The sequence below is a fragment of the Kitasatospora sp. NPDC101183 genome (assembly GCF_044767945.1).
Taxonomy (GTDB): Bacteria; Actinomycetota; Actinomycetes; order Streptomycetales; family Streptomycetaceae; genus Kitasatospora.
In genome coordinates this window covers 80,647-99,097 of the sequence record NZ_JBIWOW010000003.1, presented here as the reverse complement: position 1 = coordinate 99,097, position 18,451 = coordinate 80,647, and the positions used below count along the sequence as shown (strand labels likewise).

At 66.0% G+C, this 18,451-nt stretch carries 5 protein-coding genes; all 5 read left to right on the top strand.

Annotated elements, in window-relative coordinates:
- Positions 1–112: 112 nt before the first annotated feature.
- Genes sbnA through ACIRRS_RS04410 form a run of 5 tightly spaced genes read left to right on the top strand, consistent with a single transcriptional unit; the run spans position 113 to position 18,395 of the window.
- Positions 113–1,198: a 2,3-diaminopropionate biosynthesis protein SbnA gene (gene sbnA / locus ACIRRS_RS04430; protein WP_402964853.1), complete on the top strand. Its 1,086-nt coding sequence runs from the start codon at positions 113–115 to the stop codon at positions 1,196–1,198.
- Position 1,199: 1 nt separating this feature from the next.
- The gene (gene sbnB / locus ACIRRS_RS04425; RefSeq protein WP_402964851.1) at positions 1,200–2,243 is read left to right on the top strand and encodes a 2,3-diaminopropionate biosynthesis protein SbnB; all 1,044 of its coding nucleotides are present in this window, start codon (positions 1,200–1,202) and stop codon (positions 2,241–2,243) included.
- Positions 2,201–10,468, top strand: a complete 8,268-nt coding sequence (locus ACIRRS_RS04420; protein ID WP_402964848.1) for an amino acid adenylation domain-containing protein — start codon at positions 2,201–2,203, stop codon at positions 10,466–10,468. Before sbnB ends, ACIRRS_RS04420 begins: the two co-directional genes overlap by 43 nt.
- Positions 10,465–17,673 carry an amino acid adenylation domain-containing protein gene (locus ACIRRS_RS04415; protein ID WP_402964845.1) on the top strand — a complete coding sequence of 2,403 codons (7,209 nt, stop codon included), beginning with the start codon at positions 10,465–10,467 and terminating at the stop codon, positions 17,671–17,673. The genes ACIRRS_RS04420 and ACIRRS_RS04415 overlap by 4 nt, the downstream gene beginning before the upstream one ends.
- Positions 17,670–18,395, top strand: coding sequence for an aspartate/glutamate racemase family protein (locus tag ACIRRS_RS04410; RefSeq protein ID WP_402964842.1), 726 nt, complete (start codon positions 17,670–17,672; stop codon positions 18,393–18,395). The genes ACIRRS_RS04415 and ACIRRS_RS04410 overlap by 4 nt, the downstream gene beginning before the upstream one ends.
- Positions 18,396–18,451 lie beyond the last annotated feature (56 nt).

The following is an 18,451-nucleotide window of genomic DNA, read 5'->3' as shown; positions in this document are numbered from 1 at the left end:
GAGTAGCCACCAAAGGGCTCACCTTGTGACGTACGTAATCTAATCAGGTCATCTTTGGGGTGTGATACTCGCGCGATACCGGGCTGAGAATGCCCCGATACCACCCGCATCCATGATCGAGGGCGCCACCAACTGCACCGCACGTGACGCTGGAAGCTCCGCGAGTACGCCAAGGGGGACGGGAAGTGGTTCGGTGATATATGAGCATGCCCATGAAGTGATCACGGGTGATGTTTTTCTGTCGCTCGACGGGCTACTCCCCAAAGGAAATGCCTATCTAAAGCTGGAGGGTTTAAATCCGGCCGGATCCATAAAGCTGAAGACCGCTCTAGGCCTGATCTCCGACCTGGAATTTGGCGGCCATCTGAAACCCGGATCCCGTCTCATAGAGTCATCCTCGGGAAATCTCGGCGTCGCTCTGAGTATGATATGCGCGGCCAAGGGATACAGATTCACATGCGTGACCGACCCTCTGACCTCCGAGCATAACCTAATTCTTATGAGAGCGGCTGGCGCGCAGGTCGTCCAGGTTGATGAGCGCGATGAGAGCGGCGGATACCTGGGCACCCGAATCCGGTGTATCAAGGCATACCTCGAAGAAGATCCGGAGCTCATCTGGACAAATCAATATGCGAACACTGCGGGGCCGAGAATGCACGCAGACCGCACGGCGCAGGAGATTTTGCGTGAATTTGACTCGGTCGAGTACCTGTTTGTCGGCACCGGTACGACCGGAACGCTCATGGGGTGCCTCGACCGATTCCGGAAACAGTCACCGCACACTCGAGTCATCGCGGTCGATGCCTACGGTTCGGTTACCTTCGGCTTCCCGCCGGCCCGGCGGCACCTCCCAGGCCTGGGCACCAGCCGACGCCCGGGACTGCGCGACCTCGACGAGAACCATCCGGACGAGGTGATCCGGGTGAAAGAGGCGGACGCCATCCGAGCCTGCCGCCGTCTTGCCACCCACCGGGGAGTCTTTGTCGGCGCGTCCACCGGCGCCGTGGTCGCGGCGATGCTTCAACGCAAGCAAGACTTCCCGACCGATGCGACGCTGGTCGCTGTTTCTCCTGATATGGGGGACAGGTACGCCCGAACTGTCTATGACGACGACTGGGTGCTGCAAAATTACGGGGCCGATATCGTTACCGGGGCAAACCTGCCCGGCGCAGAAACGATCCGCGACGGTAGGGGTTGACATGCTGCCATTCCATATCATCGACAGCCGCACTGTCGAGACGGTGATATCGAGCTCACGGACCCAAGTTGTGGACTGGGTCAAGGAAGCCTATCTCTTGCACGCCGGCGGGGCTTCAGTGAATCCGGACAGCCACTTTCTCAATTTTCCACAAAAACCCGATGCCCGCATCATCGCCCTCCCCGCATTCCTCGGTGGAGACTACGAGGCGGCAGGCATAAAATGGGTGAGCAGCTTCCCATCCAACATCGCGCGAAACACCCCCAGGGCCTCCGCTGCCCTTATTCTGAACGACTATGAAACCGGCTACCCCTTCGCCTTCCTGGAAGCCTCTCACATCAGTGCAGCGCGCACCGCGGCCTCGGCAGTGCTCGGTGCCGAAGAGCTGACAGGAAGCCGAAGCGTTGGAACTATCGCCTTAATAGGAGCTGGAGTAATAGCCCGCACCATAGTGGACTTCTTCGAGTCTCGCGTGTGGTCTGTGGATAAATTCCTCGTACACGACCGAGAATCACAATACATGGAGTCTCTCGCGCACTATATAAACTCCTCAACTCCATACCGCTCAGATACAAGAATTTCGACGGGGTCCGCTATATCCGGTTCCGATGTAGTGGTTCTGACGACCACTGCCACGACCCCATACATCACACAGCCCGGCGCTTTTTCGAACGGGCAGGTCGTCCTCAACATCTCGCTGCGCGACATCGGTCCCGATATTGTGGCTGCCTCCCATAATATCCTGGACGATGTCGATCACTGCCTCAAAGCAAACACCTCCCCGCACCTGACCGAGCAGCTTCTTGGGCACCGCGAATTCATCGACGGCTCCCTGCCAGAGCTCATGACCCGCAAGATCCAAGTGAGTGACGACAAGCCCAAGATCTTCTCACCCTTCGGCCTTGGTGTGCTTGACATCGCGGTCGGACTGAACGTCAACCGGGCCGCCATCGAACGAGCCTTGTCAACCGAGATCCCCGACTTCTTCGGGAACATGACGAGATGGCCGCGACCAGCAGGAGGAAGGATGGAGGGCTGGGCATGACGAGCAATGTCTTCCTGCACCGGATGATCGAGGAGCAGGCACAGCGAACCCCGAACGCAATCGCCATATGCACGGCCGGTGAGGAACTCTCCTATGCGCGCCTCAACGCTCGGGCGAACCAGCTGGCACGGGAGATGATGGCTCGTGGCGTTGGGCCGGAGCGGAAGGTGGCAATCGCCCTGCCACGCTCCGTGGACTACGTGGTAACGATGCTCGCCGTACTCAAGGCCGGCGGCGCCTACGTACCGGTGGATCTCGACCATCCGGCCGAGCGTCTGCGGTTCGTGCTGAAGGATGCCGCACCCACGCTCGTCGTGAGCACCACTTCGGTCGCCCCCGGTCTGCCGTCGTCGTACATCGCGCATCTGCTGCTGGACGCTCCGCGGACGGCGAAGGACCTCGCCCAGTTCGCCCCGGTCGACGTAACTGACGCGGAACACTGCTCACCGCTGTCCCTCTGGAATACCGCCTACGTCATCTACACCTCAGGCTCCACCGGCCGCCCGAAAGGCGTCGTGATCGAGCACTCCTCGCTGGCCTGCTACGCGGCACGCGCACGCGACGAGTACGGCGACGACGCGAAACAGTCACTTGTGCCCTCGACCATGACGTTCGATATGACCGTCACCGGACTGTTCACGCCTCTGGTCAGCGGTGGCTGTGCATACCTCATGGACACGCAGGACCCCGCCTCACACACTCGGCGACCGACGTTCCTCAAGGCGACGCCTAGCCAGTTCGTCTACCTGACCACCCTGTCCGAGGAGACCGCCCCCTCCCGCAGGCTCATTCTCGGCGGCGAGCCGCTAATGGGCAGCGCCATCGACGCTTGGCGCGCCGATCACCCAGACGTCACGGTCGTCAACGCCTACGGTCCAACTGAGGCCACGGTCAACTGCCTGGAATACGTGCTGCCTCCGGGAGCGGCCACCCCCGAGGGCCGGGTCCCGATAGGAACCGCGTTCCGCTACGTCCAGGTCCATGTCCTCGACTCTTCGCTGTCCCCCGTCGCGCCGGGCGAGGACGGAGAGCTCTACGTCGCCGGTGAGGCGCTCGCCCGCGGCTATCTGGGCCAATCCGGGCTCACCGCGGAACGATTCGTGGCGAACCCCTTCGGCCCGGCCGGAACACGCATGTACCGCACGGGCGACTCCGTGCGGATCGCCGCGAACGGCCTGCTCGAGTACATAGGGCGAGTGGACGACCAGGTCAAGGTACGGGGCTTCCGGGTGGAGCTCGGTGAGATCGAGGCAGCGCTGGCCCGGCACCCGGGCGTCACCCAGGCAGCCGTGGCGCTGAGGGAGGACACGGTCGGCTCCCCCCGGCTCGTCGCCTATGCGGTGGCGCGGCCAGGCCATGACCTTCAGCCCGGTGCCCTTCGGGCGTTCCTCGCGGCCGACCTGCCGGAATACATGGTCCCCTCGGCCTGCTTGCTGCTCCCCGAAATGCCGCTGACGGCGAACGGAAAGATCAGCCGCAGCGCGCTCCCCGTGCCTGGCCCCCTTGCTCTGGGCGCGGGTCGTCCCCCGCGCGACGGCCGGGAAGAGCTGCTGTGCAGTCTGGTCGCCCAGGTCCTGGGAACCGAGCGGGTGAGTATCGACGACGACTTCTTCGAACTCGGTGGCAACTCCTTGCTGGTGGTGCGGCTGATCAGTCGCATCCGCGTCACGCTGAAGGTGGAACTCAGTCCACGGGAGCTCTTCTCGGCACGGACAGTCGCGGAGCTGGCCCGGGTCATCGACGCAGCCGACGAAGCGCGCCCGCCGCTGGACAGGAGAGAACGTCCTGCCGTCCTGCCGCTGTCATTCGGCCAGCAGCGATTGTGGTTCGCGCACACCATCGAGAACCTCCGGCTCTCCTACAACATCCCGTTCGTTCTCCGACTGACCGGGGAACTCGACGTGTCGGCGCTGAGGGCAGCGCTGGAAGACGTGGTCCGGCGCCACGAAAGCCTGCGCACCGTGTTTCCCGAGGTGGATGGGACACCCTGTCAGATCGTGCTCGACCCTGCGCAGTCGGTCGGCGAGCTGACGGTGGAAGCTGTCTCCCCTGGCCGCCTGGAGGAGGAGATCAGCGCAGTCGTGGAACGCTGCTTCGATCTGGAGTCAGAGCCACCTGTCGCCGTCAGGCTCTTCGGAGTCGAGCCGAACCACCATGTGCTGGTGCTCGTCCTGCATCACATAGCCACTGATGAGTGGTCTCGTGGCCCGCTGTTCAGGGATCTGAGTTCCGCCTATACGACCCGCCGGGTGGGGCGGCCGCCGACGTGGTCCGAGTTGCCGGCGCAATACGCCGACTACACGATGTGGCAACGTCATCTGCTGGGATCATCCGCCGATCCGTCCAGTATGTTGTCCCGTCAGCTGGACTACTGGACGAAGACCTTGACCGGCATCCCAACGGAGCTGAGTCTTCCAGTGGACCGCCCTCGCCCCTCCGTGCCAAGCCGGAACGGAGGCGTCGTACATCTTCGCGTGGGCACCGAGCTCCATCGGAAGATGGTGCAGCTCGCCCAGTCCTCCGGAACCACAGTGTTCATGGTGCTGCACTCGGCCCTGGCGGCACTGCTTCACCGACTGGGCGCCGGAACGGATATCCCGATCGGTACGGCGGTTGCCGGGCGCGTGGACGAGGCCCTCGACGACCTTGTCGGCTTCTTCGTGAACACGCTCGTGCTGCGCACGGATGTCTCCCAGGACCCCACCTTCCACGAGCTGCTGGCCCGCGTGCGTGGAGTGGATCTCGAGGCTTACGCGAACCAGGACGTGCCATTCGAACAGCTGGTCGAGCACGTGCATCCAGAGCGCTCCCTCTCCCGGCACCCGCTCTTCCAGGTCATGCTCGTCCTGCAGAACCTCGACGGAAGCGAACTGAGGCTGCCGGGCCTGGCCGTCAGCGAGACACCGCCGGACCCTGTGCGCGGTGCGTTCGACCTCACCTTCGAGTTCACCGAGCACCTGGGGTCCGGCGGAGAAGCGGCTGGTCTGAATGCCGTCATTGAGTACAGCCGCGATCTGTTCGACGATGCCACGGTCCAGGGATTCGCCCAGTACTTCCTGCGGCTCCTCGGTCACTCCGTGGAGGCTCCGGACGAGCACGTCTCGGGACTGGACCTACTTGGACCTGACGAGCGGCACGCGATGCTGAGCCGGTGGAACGACACGGCGGTACCAGTACCGCCGTACACACTGCCGGTGCTCTTCGAACAAAGCGTCGCGGAACACGCCGACGCGGTGGCCCTGGTGTCCCAGAACGCGACCTTGACCTATGCGGAGGTCAACGACCGTGCCAATCGTCTGGCCAGGGTTCTGATCGAAAGCGGTGTACGCCCGGAGGACACAGTCGCACTGGTACTGCCCCGTTCGGTGGAGTTCGTGACATCGGCTCTCGCGGTGCTGAAGGCGGGTGCCGCGTACATTCCCATGGACCTCAGCCATCCAGCCGACCGGCTCACCTTCATGCTTGCGGACGCGGGACCCAAGTGCGCGATCACGTTGGCTGACTTGATGGGGACAGTACCCGCTGAACTGCCCATCCTCGTGCTCGACACGCCGCACTTCATCGCAACGACGGGGTCCAAGTCCGGCGCGAACGTCACGGATTCCGAGCGCGGTTCGCCCCTGCTGGTCTCCCACCCCGCCTATGTGATCTACACATCGGGTTCCACCGGCCGGCCCAAGGGTGTTGTGATTGAGCACGGTGCGCTGACCAACTATCTGCTGTGGAGCCTGTCTGCCTATCCGTCTCTCGCCGGACAAACCCTGTTGCATACGTCTCCGGCGTTCGACCTTGCGGTGACATCGCTTTACGGGCCGCTGTGCGCGGGCGGACGCATGGTCATTGCGTCCTTGGACGAGGAGGTCGAGGTGGCTGGTGAGGTGACCTTCCTCAAGGGCACGCCCAGCCACATCCCGCTGCTGCGCGGGTTGCCGCAGTATCTCGCCCGGGGCGGTGAGTTGGTCGTCGGCGGTGAACAGCTCACCGGTGCGACGATTGCGCCGTGGCTGGCAGGCCATCCCAGGACGGAAGTGGTCAACGAGTACGGTCCGACGGAAACCACTGTCGGGTGTCTCGAGTTCCGTATAGCAAGGGACGAGAATACCCCGGCCGGAGTCGTACCGATTGGCCGGCCGCTGTGGAACACCCGGGTGTATGTGCTGGATGCGAGTCTGCAGCCAGTGCCAGTGGGTGCGCCGGGTGAGATATATATCGCGGGTGTTCAGCTGGCGCGGGGGTATCTGGAGCGTCCGGGTCTGACGGCGGAGCGGTTCGTGGCGTGCCCGTTCGGGGCTGCAGGTGAACGGATGTACCGCACGGGTGATCTCGGCCGTTGGCGTGCGGACGGCGAACTGGTGTTTCTGGGACGCACCAACAGCCAGGTGAAGATACGCGGTTTCCGTGTCGAACTGGGTGAAATCGAAGTGGTGCTGGCGGATCACCCGGATGTGCAGCACGTGACCGTGGTCGCCCACGAGTTCCAGCCGGGTGACAAGCGCCTTGTGGCCTACGTCGTGCCGGCGGCGGGACGGCGTGACGAAGCAGCACTGCGTGACCACGCCCGTGTCGTTCTCCCCGACTACATGGTTCCGGCCATGATGGTCTACCTGGATCGGCTGCCGCTGACCGCGAACGGAAAGGTGGACCACAAGGCTCTGCCGACTCCCGACTTCTCGCCGCGCTCTTCGGGACGGCCGCCGCGCACCGCCCTCGAAGGAGATCTCTGTCTCCTGTTCGCCGAGGTCCTCGGTGTGGAACAGGTGACCATCGATGACAACTTCTTCGAGCTGGGTGGGCATTCACTCCTGGTCATCAGGCTGATCAGCCGCATCCGATCGTCGTTCCAAGTGGAGATCGGCGTGCAGGCTCTGTTCGCCACCCCCACGGTTGCCGGTCTGAGTCAGATCTTGCACCAGGGGCGGCAGGCACGGCCGGCGTTGGAACCGCGATCGCGTCCCGAGGCCCTCCCGCTGTCCTTTGCGCAGCAGCGGCTGTGGTTCTTGAACAGGCTGGAGACGCAGCGGGCGGCGTACAACACGCCTTTCGTCTGGCACCTGTCGGGGCCGCTGGAAATCGAGGTCCTACAGCAGGCACTGGGGGATGTCGTCGGCCGGCACGAGAGTCTGCGCACGGTGTTTCCCGAACATGACGGCGAACCGCATCAGGTCGTACTCCCGCCGCCGACGGGCCTGCTGACGGTCACCACCATCCCTGCGAGCGCCGCAGCAGCAACAGTGGCCGAGCTGCGAAGTCAGGAATTCGACCTCACCGTCGACATCCCCGTCCGGGCCCACCTGCTTTCCAGTGGCACCGCCACACACACGCTGGTTCTCGTCATCCATCACATCGCGGGCGACGGGTGGTCCCAGGGCCCGCTGTTCCGGGATCTGCGCACCGCCTACGAAGCCCGCCGATCAGGCCGGCCTCCGCAGTGGTCCAGCCTCCCGGTGCAGTACGCCGACTTCACCCTGTGGCAGCGCGAGCTGCTGGGCTCGGAGTCCGATCCGAAGAGTCTGCTGTCCCTTCAGCGGGCGTATTGGACGACGGCACTCGAAGGCATCCCCGAGGAGCTCGACCTCCCGCTGGACCGCCCACGTCCCGCCCTGGCGAGCTACGCCGGCGGCGTGGTCCACTTCCGCCTCACCGACGAACTCCACCGTGGCGTCCACGACCTGGCCCGCGCATCGGACACCACGGTATTCATGGTGCTGCAGGCAGCGTTGGCCGCCCTGCTGCACCGGCTGGGCGCAGGCACGGACATCCCGCTGGGATCGGCCGTCGCAGGGCGCATGGACGATGCTCTCGACGACCTCGTCGGGTTCTTCATCAACACCGTCGTGATGCGCACGGATGTGTCCGGCGACCCCGGCTTCCGGGAACTGCTGAGCCGTGTTCGATCGGTCGACCTGGAGGCTTACGACCACCAGGAGCTGCCCTTCGAGCGTCTGGTGGAAAAACTGAACCCGTCACGCTCGCTCGCGCGGCATCCGCTGTTCCAGGTCATGCTGATCCTGCACAACACCGATGACGCCCGGTTGGAGCTACCGGAGCTGCAGGTCACCGAGGCCCCCGCCGACCGCGTGTACGCCAAGTTCGACCTGGCTTTCGAGTTCGCCGAGGCTTCTGGTGAGGACGGCGGACCGACCGGCATGTCCGGTCTGATCGAGTACAGCTGCGATCTCTTCGACCGGGCCACCGTTCAGCGTTTCGCGGACTACTTCGTGCGACTGCTCGGCCACGCCGTTGGCGAGCCGGACGCTGCCGTCTCAGGGCTCCGGCTACTCACTGCCGAGGAACGACACGAGCAACTCCACCGCTGGAACGACACCACCGTCAAGGAGGAGACGGACAGCTCCTGTCTGCATCAATTGTTCGAGGAGCAAGCTCAGCGCACACCGGGGGCCACCGCCGTGACCGACGGCCGGCGTTCCCTGACGTACGCCGAGCTGGACGGCCTGGCCAACCGGCTTGCCCACCGGCTGCACGACCACGGGGTGGGCCCCGATGTGCCGGTGGGCGTGTGGGCGGACCGTTCGGTCGAACTGGTGGTGGGACTTCTCGCCGTACTCAAGGCCGGCGGTGCCTACCTACCGCTGGATCCCGATGTGCCCAGCGGACGAGCCGTCCAGATCCTTGCGGACGCGGCAGCGCCGGTGTGCCTGACCACGGCCGCCCACCGCGAGCGGCTTCCCGGGACGGGCCCGGCCACGCCGGTGCCCCTTGACATCAGTGCCCTCATGTCCTCTCCAGAGACACCGCTCAACGCCCCGGTCCTGCCGGGGCACCTGGTGTCCCTCTACTACACGTCCGGCTCCACCGGTATTCCCAAGGGGGTCGCCAGCACGCACGCCGGCTGGGTCAGCCGGATGCAATGGATGCAGCGGCAACACCAGTTGAAGCCCGGTGAGGTCGTGCTGCACAAGACCGTGCTCAGCTTCGACGACTCCGCAGTGGAGATCTTCTGGCCGCTGATGGTCGGCGGCACTGTCGCCCTACTCGGCCCCGGACTTCACCGTGACCCGCACGCGATCGCGCGGGCGATCGTCGAGCACCAGGTCGCCGTTGTGCAGTTCGTCCCGAGCATCCTCGCTCTCTTCCTGGAGGACCTCCCACCCCACGCGGCTGACGCGATGGGAGCTCTGCGGCACGTGATATCCAGCGGGGAGGCACTTCCGCCCGACCTCGTCGCGCTGTTCTACGAACGGATGGGGAACGCAGGCTGCGCACTGCACAACCAGTGGGGACTCACGGAGGTCTCCATCGACTCCACCATCCACACGTGCACTGCCCACGACGTCGGCCAGCCTGAGATCCCCGTCGGGCTGCCGATCGACAACCATCAGGTCTACGTGCTGGACGACCGGCTGGAACCGGCACCCGTGGGCACACCCGGGGAGCTCTACCTCGCCGGCCGAGGCCTGGCACGGTGCTACTGGGACGATCCGCGCAAGACCGCCGAGGCTTTTGTCGCCAGCCCCTTCTCTCCCGGAGAACGCCTCTATCGCACCGGCGACAAGGGCCTGCGCCGCCCGGACGGCTCGCTGCTGTTCCTGGGGCGCACCGACCACCAGGTGAAGATCCGCGGCATTCGGATCGAGCCGCGAGAGATCGAACAGACGCTCCGGCTGCACCCACTGGTGTCCCGTGCGGTGGTGGTGAAGTGGGCCCCATCTCCGGACGATCAGCGTCTGGCGGCATACGTGGTGCCGGCCGAGTCCGATCAGGCGCCGTCCGCCCGGGAACTGTGGGAGTTCGCCTCCGAACGGCTGCCGTCGGCCATGATCCCCGGCTCCTTCACCCTCCTCGACGCCATTCCCATGACAGCCAGCGGCAAGGTGGACAGGAAGGCCCTGCCCGATCCTGGCGACACTGGGCTGCCCGCAGACAGCACTCCACCGAGCAGCGAGGCCGAGCACCTGGTCGCGGGCATTTGGTCGGCCGTGCTCGGCATACCCCGGCATCTCGGCGTGTTCGACGATTTCTTCGCCCTGGGCGGCCATTCCCTGCTCGCCATGCGCGTCATCTCACGCCTGCGCAGGGCGTTGGACTTCGAATTCCCGGTGGGTCTGCTCTTCGAACACCGCACCATCCGGGGTCTCGCGGAGGCCGTTGAGGACGCGCTGCTGGCGGACTTGGCCGAGTCCGGTGACGCACAACCCGGTCAGGATGTCTCGCCGCCCGAGCCGCGGCCGTACCGATCAAGCGACCCGAAGGGGGAACCAGCATGACCGCGGGCGAAGACAGGGTCTCCGACGTGCGGCGTGCCCGAGTCGCCGAGCGCATCCGCGCCGCCCGGGTCGGGTCTCGAGACGGAACCTCGGACACGGTGCCGCGCCGCCCCCCGGCCCAGGGCGAACCGGTGGCCTCGTCCGCCCAGGAGCGCCTGTGGCTGCTGGACCGCCTGCTGGACGACCGTTCCCTGTACGTCATTCCCGTGATCTTGCGGATTGACGGGGTCTTCGACGCGGAGCTGTTCCAGCGGGCCGCCACCACGGTGGTCGAGCGCCACCAGGTACTTCGTACCGCGTTCGTGGATCGCGATGGGCTCCCGGTGCCCGTAGTGAGCGAGGTGACCGAGGTACCCCTTCGGATGACCGACGTCAGCAAGGTGCCGGCCGCCGAACGTGAAGGAGAGGTCCAGGACGCCGTCCGCGCCGCCGTTCAGGAACCGTTCGATCTGAGCAGGGCCCCGATGATCCGCATCGATGTGATTCGGCAGTCCACTCAGGAACACCTCCTGGTGCTCGGCATTCACCACATCGCCGCGGACGGTTGGTCGCTGCCGCTGCTGTGGGCCGAGATCGCCCAGGTCTACGAGGCCCTCCGACTGGGCGAACGGCCCGCCTTCGCCGAGACCACCCTGCAGTACAGCGACTTCGCACACTGGCAGCGAGAGCAGCTGGTGGGCGACGGCATGGAACGTCAGATAGGTTACTGGCGCGAACAGTTGGAGAGCCTGCGGCCCCTCCGTCTCCCCCCCGACCGTCACCGTCCCCGTTATTGGTCCGGACGCGGCGACGCCGTCTCCTTCACCGTCCCCGCCGCCATCACCAGCAAACTGGCCGAGATCGGTCACGGCCGGGGTGCCACCCTGTTCGTCACCCTCCTTGCCGCCTTCCAGGCACTCTTGGCCCGTCACGCGGGACATGAGGACATCACGGTGGGCACTCCGGTCGCCGGACGGACCCACGCCGAACTGGAATCCTTGATCGGGCTCCTGGCAAACACCCTGGTGCTACGCACGGACGTGTCGGGAGACCCCACGTTCGAAGAGCTCGTCGGGCGAACGCGTGAGACTGTGGTGGGCGCCTACTCCCACCAAGACGTGCCTTTCGAGAAGTTGGTGGAGGACCTGCGCCCAGAGCGCAGCCTCAGTCAGAACCCCCTCTTCCAGGTCATGTTCCAGCTGAACGTCGAGCAAGAGGACTACCGGCTCCCGAACGCCACGGTCACATCGGTGGCACCCGACACCCGCTCCTCCAAGTTCGACCTCACCTTCTCTCTGTCCGAACAGGCAAACGTCCTGTCCGGGCAGGCGATCTTCGCCACCGACCTGTTCAACCGCGAAACGGTGGAGCACCTGGTCGAGCGCTACCAGCGCCTGCTTCTCAGCGTCGCGTCCGATCCGAGCCGGCGGCTGTCCGAACTGGACGGACTCGGGCCTCAGGAAGAGTACGCATCACTGTCGCAGTGTGATGCGCGGAAACAACTTCCGCCTGTGGAAAAGTGCTTGCACCACCTCATCCTGGACCAGGCCAAAGCCACCCCGGATGCCGCGGCGGTCCGCTGCGGCAATCGGACGCTGTCCTACCGGGAACTGGCGGATCGCTCGGCACAGCTGGCCACCTGGCTCCGACGACGCGGTCTGCGCACCGGCGGCATTGTCGGTGTGCACCTGGAACGCTCCACCGACCTGGTGGTCACCCTGCTGGCCATCATGCGGGCAGGGGGCGCCTACGTCCCCATCGACCCGTCGCTCCCCCGACAGCGAGTGAACTCCCTGCTGTCGAACGGTGCCATCCGGCAGCTCGTCAGTAGGGGCAGCCTCCTGGGCGAGACCCCCGTGCCCGCCCATCTCGACGTTGTCGACCTCAACCGCGACGCGCCAGCCATCGCCGAGGCTGCATCCGACACCCTGCCGACAGGCACGCCGGAACAGCTCGCCTACGTGATCTACACCTCGGGCTCTACGGGGCACCCCAAGGGGGTCATGGTGCCCCACCGCGGTGTCGTGAACCTCGCCCAGGACATGAAGGAACGTCTGAACCTGGGCCCCCACGACGTCGTCGGCGCGCTCACCACCGTGTCTTTCGACATCTCCGTCCTGGAGCTGCTGGTCCCGCTCACTGCGGGAAGCACTGTGCACGTTCTGGCCCGCGAGGTCACTCAGGACGGGCAGTTGCTCATGGAGGTCGTGGAGTCGGCTGGGATCACCGTGCTTCAAGCCACCCCCACAGGGTGGTCGGTCCTCATCGAGACCGGATGGACCGGCGGTGACGTGCGGGTTCTGTGCGGGGGAGAAACGCTGCCCGAGCCGCTGGCTGTCAGCCTCCGGCGCCGGGTGAGCGCTCTGTGGAACGTCTACGGACCGACCGAGACGAGCATCTGGTCGACCGCACAAGAGCTGACCGGTCACGACGGTGCATCCATGCCGGGTTCTACGGCCCCGGTCTCCATCGGCAGACCCCTCAGCCGTACCAGTGTTTACGTCCTGGACAGCAGGATGCGGCCGGTCCCGGTCGGTACAACCGGCGAGTTGTATCTCGCCGGTTCCGGTGTCGCTCACGGTTACCTCGGCCGGTCGGCGCTGACGGCCGAGCGCTTCGTTCCCGATCCATTTGGTGAGCCCGGCACACGCATGTACCGCACGGGAGACCTCGTACGTCGGCTCATGGAAGACCGGCTCGAGTTCGTCGGACGCAACGACGAGCAGGTGAAGGTCGGTGGTCACCGGATCGAGCTCCAGGAGATCGAGAGCTGCCTGCGCACGCATCCCGACGTGGCCCAGGCGGTGGTGCGCGCCCACGGCTCAGGCACCGGTCGGCGCCTGGTGGGCTATACGGTTCCGCGAAACGGGATCGACCCCGGCCAACAGGCGCTCCGCGACCACGTCTCCCAGAGCCTTCCCGCCTACATGGTCCCCACCGGTTGGGTGTCGCTCGACCGGCTGCCGCTCACCTCGAGTGGCAAGATCGACCGATCCGCACTCACCCAGCAGCCCGCACCGATGACTCCGAGCACCGGCGGGAAACCCGGGACCGAGCGAGAAGAGCGCATCGCGGCGGTATGGGCGGCAGTGCTCGGGCTGGAACGGATCGACGTCAACGACAACTTCTTCACCCTCGGCGGGGACTCCCGCCGCGCCGCTCAGAGTGTGGCGCGCTTGCGCGCCGCACTCGACCTGGAGATCACGGTGCGCTCGCTGTTCGAGGCTCCCACGGTCGCCGAGTTCGCGGTGGCGCTCGGGAACACCGAACGCGCCGCAATCATCCCGCGTAGGCCGGGAGGAGCCCCAGCTCCCGCGTCGTACACACAGCGACGCATGTGGTTCCTTGAGCAACTCCGGGCAGGCGGATGCGCGTACAACGTCGCTCCGGTGCTGAGGCTCCACGGGTGGCTGGACGAGGAGGCACTGCGTGCTGCGCTGGAGGACGTCGTAGCCAGGCATGACATTCTGCGTACCCGCTTCGGGTACGCAGACGGCACCCTCCAGCAGATCGTGGACGTGTCGCCCAGTCCCTGGCTGGCCACCATGGACCTCACCAGCTCCGCAGACCCGGTGACGGACTCGGCTGCCCGGGCTGCCGAGTTGGCCCACCAACCTTTCGACCTCACCGAAGGACCACTCCTACGCGCGCGGCTCCTGCGGCTTCGTCCTCAGGAGCATGTCCTGGCACTCGCGCTGCACCACAGCGTCGTCGACGGTTCGTCCCTGCCCGTCCTGTTCCGCGACCTCAGCGGGTTCTACCGTGCCCGGCTCGGGCACACCGGCACCGAACCGCCCCGGATCACCAGGCAATTCGGCGACTTCGCCCACTGGGAACTAAACCGCGAAGCACCGGTGGAGGACGACCTCGCCTTCTGGAAGGAACGGCTGCAGAGCACCGCGCCGACCGAACTACCCACCGATCTGCCCCGGCCGGCGGAGTTCACGGGCCGGGGTCGGACCCTCGAGTTCGTCATCCCCCACGAGGTCGCGGCACAGGTGCGGGAGGTGTCCAAGCGGCACGGCACCACGGTGTACATCACGCTCATGGCCGCCTTCATGACGGTGGTCTCTCGGCTCTCCGGGCGCCCGGACATCGTGCTCGGCTCCCCCATGGCAGGCCAGGGCCGTCTGTACCCCGAACTGGAGGACGTCATCGGCCCCTTCGTCGACACTGTGGTGCTGCGGGGCCGTGTCACGGACGGGCTGAGGTTCGTGGATCTGCTGAGCCAGGTACGGCACGAAGTCGTCGAGGCGGAGGCACACCACGGCGTGCCCTTCGAGCGACTCGTGGAGGAACTGCGGCCCGAACGGGAGCTGAGCCGGCATCCGCTCTTCCAGATCATGTTCGCCCATGGCTCCGACGAGCTCGCGGACCTGCACCTGCCCGGCGTTCGGGTCGAACCCTTCCCCGTCCCGGAAGAGTCCGCGAAGTTCGACCTGAGCGTGGTGGTCGTGGAATCGGACCAGGGCATGACGGGGACAGTCACCTATGCCACGGATCTCTACCGGCACGAGTCGATGGCGCACCTCGTCCGTCTCTTCCTCGACTCCCTCGCGGCAGCAGTCGCCGATCCCGAGTGCAACGTAGCGCGGCTGCCCGCGCCCGACGCGCACGACGTGGCGCGTCTGACCCCGGCACCTGATACGGACGAGCGTCGTGCATACGACCTGGTCCAGGCCCAGGCGCGCAGAACCCCCGAGGCGACCGCCGTCACCTGTGGCTCCCAAAGCCTCGGCTACGCGCAGCTCGACGCCAGGGTCAACCGCCTGGCCAGGTGGCTGCTCGCCCACGGCGCAGGCCCGCAACGCCCCGTGGGCCTGCTAGCCGATCGTTCGGTGGACACAGTCGTGGCGCTGCTGGCCGTCCTGGCCTCCGGAGCCCCGTGCGTACCGTTGGACAGCGGAGCACCCGTCGGCCGCAATGCCCTCGTGCTGCGCGAGAGCGCGGCGGAGATCCTACTCACCGACGGCCGCCATGCCGCGCTGCCCGACCTCCCCACGTTTCGCAGCACACTGCTACTCGACGCGGCGGGGGAAGAACTGCGGGACCACCCGGACGGCCCGGTGCGAACGACCCACCGGCCGGACGACGCTGCCTACATCACCTACACCTCTGGTTCCACCGGCACTCCCAAGGGCGTGGTGACAACCCACCGGGGAGTGGTCAACTACCTCGAGTACCTGCGTACGTCTCACGGGCTCGGGCCCGGCGACACGGTCATGCAGCTGGCTGCCCTGTCCTTCGACGCGTCCATCCGGGACATCGTCGGTCCGCTGGTCTGCGGCTCCCACGTGGTGGTGTCCGAGGAGGCCGGCGTCCGGGATCCCCGCGCGATCCGAAAGGAAATGAGCCGCCGGGGCGTGAACGTACTGCTGTCGGTCGTGCCTTCCTTGCTGACCGCGCTGAGTACGACGCAACCGGATGACGAGGCCGGGGACCTGGATGTACGCCTCGTGCTGACCAGTGGCGAGGCACTGACCTCAGGTCAGGTCCGCCGTGCTCGAACACTGGGCTCCGACGTTATCGTCGTCAACCAGTACGGCCCGACCGAGTGCACCATGACGTCCACCTGGCATCGCATCTCAGCAGAGGAGCCGGTCGCCGGACCGCTGCCGATCGGCAGGCCGATCCACGGGGCCGCTTGCCTGATCCTCGACGCACAACTACAGCCGCTGCCGGCGGGGGCGGTCGGTGAGGTCTACCTGACGGGGGCGGGACTCGCGCGAGGGTACCACGGAGCCCCGGCGTTGACTGCCCAACGCTTCGTGGCCAACCCTCATGGACCTGCCGGCGGCCTGATGTTCCGCACCGGCGACCTGGCGAGATGGAACGCCCAGGGGCACTTGGTGTTCCACGGCAGAACCGACCGGCAGGTCAAGATTCGTGGCGTCCGGGTGGAGCCGAGCGAAGTGGAGGCCACCCTGTGCGCCGGGCCCGGCGTGAGGGATGCGGCGGTCGTCGCCAGAAGGGCCCCCGGCGACGAGACGGAACTGGTCGCCTACGTAGAGGCAGGCAGCACACCGGTGGACATCGGGGCGTTGCGCAGCCGGCTCGGTGCAACGCTCCCTCCGCAACTGCAGCCGTCACACTACGTCGTGCTCGACGCGCTCCCCAGAACACCGCACGGCAAGGTGGATCACGCTGCGCTCCCCGAACCACGACGTGAACCGGTCGGCGAGCACGTGCTACCGCGGGACCGTCTGGAATTGCAACTGACGGGCATCTGGGAGGAGCTGTTGGACCGGAGTCCGATCGGCGTGCGGGAGGACTTCTTCCACATAGGTGGCCACTCCCTGAAAGCCGTCGAAATGATCCAGCGGGTCCACGCCCAGACAGGTATCGACGTCCCGCTCAGCACGGTCTTCATCGCCAGAACCGTGGAACAATTGGCGGAGGAGCTCGCCAGAAGCGGGACTCAGGCCGAACGCCTGCTCTTCAGGATGAACCGCAGCACTTCCTCCTCCCCGCCCCTGTTCCTGATCCATCCCCAGTCCGGAGGAGTGTCTTCGTACGTCGCGCTGGTGCAGGAACTCGGCGAAGCCCGGCCTGTTTACGGCGTCGAAGCGGTGGGCTACAACAGCGACGCCGCCCCGCTCACCGGAATCCCCGAGATGGCTCGCCGCTACCTCGATGCCATAACCGAGGTCCGGCCGCACGGCCCCTATCTGCTGGCGGGCTGGTCCTTCGGCGGGAATGTGGCTCACGAGATGGCCGCGCAGCTCGAGGCGGCGGGCGAGCGGGTGTCCTTTCTCGGAGTCATCGACGCGCGGGCATTCGGCGAGGACGGCATCGATGGCTGGTACGCAGAGGCCGACGAGTTGGACAGGGTCGGCTTGCTGCACGGCATCGACACCGAAGCGCTGCGCGGTGAGGGCGGCATGGAAGAGGCGAAGGAGCGACTGAGCCATCTGCTGCTGTCCGAGCACCGCGTCGCACGGCACGCCGACGCGCGCGCCGTTCGGCGCATGGTGGACGTCTTCACCGCCAACGGCAGGATCGCGGACGAATATCGGACCACGCGCCGGATCGAGAGCGACATCTATCTGTTCCGCACTGCGGACCTGCACCCTTCTCTGCCGAACCCCCAGGTGCGGCCTGAGAGTTGGGCTCGACGAACCAAGGGTGCGGTGCACACGGTCACCGTGCCGGGCAACCACCACGACGTGATGGACGCGCCGCACGTGCGGGTCCTGGCCCAGCGTCTTCTGGAGGTGCTCGCATGACCGGCGCCATCGGAGTGGTGGGCGGGGTCGGACCGCTTGCGGCTGCCCACTTCTATCAGAGGCTGTTGCAGCGGAGCGGGGCCGACCGGGACGAGGACTATCCCACCGTCATCCTCATCGCGGACCGGGTACCGAGCCGGATCGCCCACCTGGCCGGAACGGGGCCCAGCCCGGTCCCCGTTCTCGTGAAGGTGGCCCGTCGGCTGGTTGCGGCCGGCGCGGAGAGCATCGTGATCCCGTCCGCGACGACCCACGCCTATCGGGAAGAGATAGCCGCAGCCGGGGGCGTGCCCGTCTTCAACCTGCTCGAGGAGACAGGGCGACGGCTACGCGAGCGGCAGTACCGCCACCCGCTCGTCCTGGCCACGGAATCGACAATCAGGCTCGGCCTGTATGAGCGGCATCTGGAGGACAGTATCCGCGCACACTATCCGTCTGCTTCGGAGCAACACGAGGTGAACGGATTCATCGAGGCGGTCAAACGCGGAAATGACCTCGAGGCCTGTCGACGAAAGTTCGCACAGTGGATCAATGAGATCGCACCGCGTTCCGGTGCGGACTCAATAGTGCTCGGCTGCACCGAGCTACCCGTGATCAATCCGAGCCGCACTTCACACCTGCCGACCGTGGACACCACGGACGTGCTGGCCGATGCGGTATTGCGGGCGCAGCGGCACCGGAGGGTGACGAAGAAATTCCAACATCACCTCCAATCCCGGTGAAGAAATCTCCCCAAAGGTGCGCATAGTTTTTCACGAGTCGACCGAGGATGCTCCAT

Bases quoted from the DNA above. Each gene is read 5' to 3' on its own strand.
- sbnA (WP_402964853.1), top strand. From the start codon at position 113: ATGATCGAGGGCGCCACCAACTGCACCGCACGTGACGCTGGAAGCTCC.
- sbnB (WP_402964851.1), top strand. From the start codon at position 1,200: ATGCTGCCATTCCATATCATCGACAGCCGCACTGTCGAGACGGTGATA.
- ACIRRS_RS04420 (WP_402964848.1), top strand. From the start codon at position 2,201: ATGGCCGCGACCAGCAGGAGGAAGGATGGAGGGCTGGGCATGACGAGC.
- ACIRRS_RS04415 (WP_402964845.1), top strand. From the start codon at position 10,465: ATGACCGCGGGCGAAGACAGGGTCTCCGACGTGCGGCGTGCCCGAGTC.
- ACIRRS_RS04410 (WP_402964842.1), top strand. From the start codon at position 17,670: ATGACCGGCGCCATCGGAGTGGTGGGCGGGGTCGGACCGCTTGCGGCT.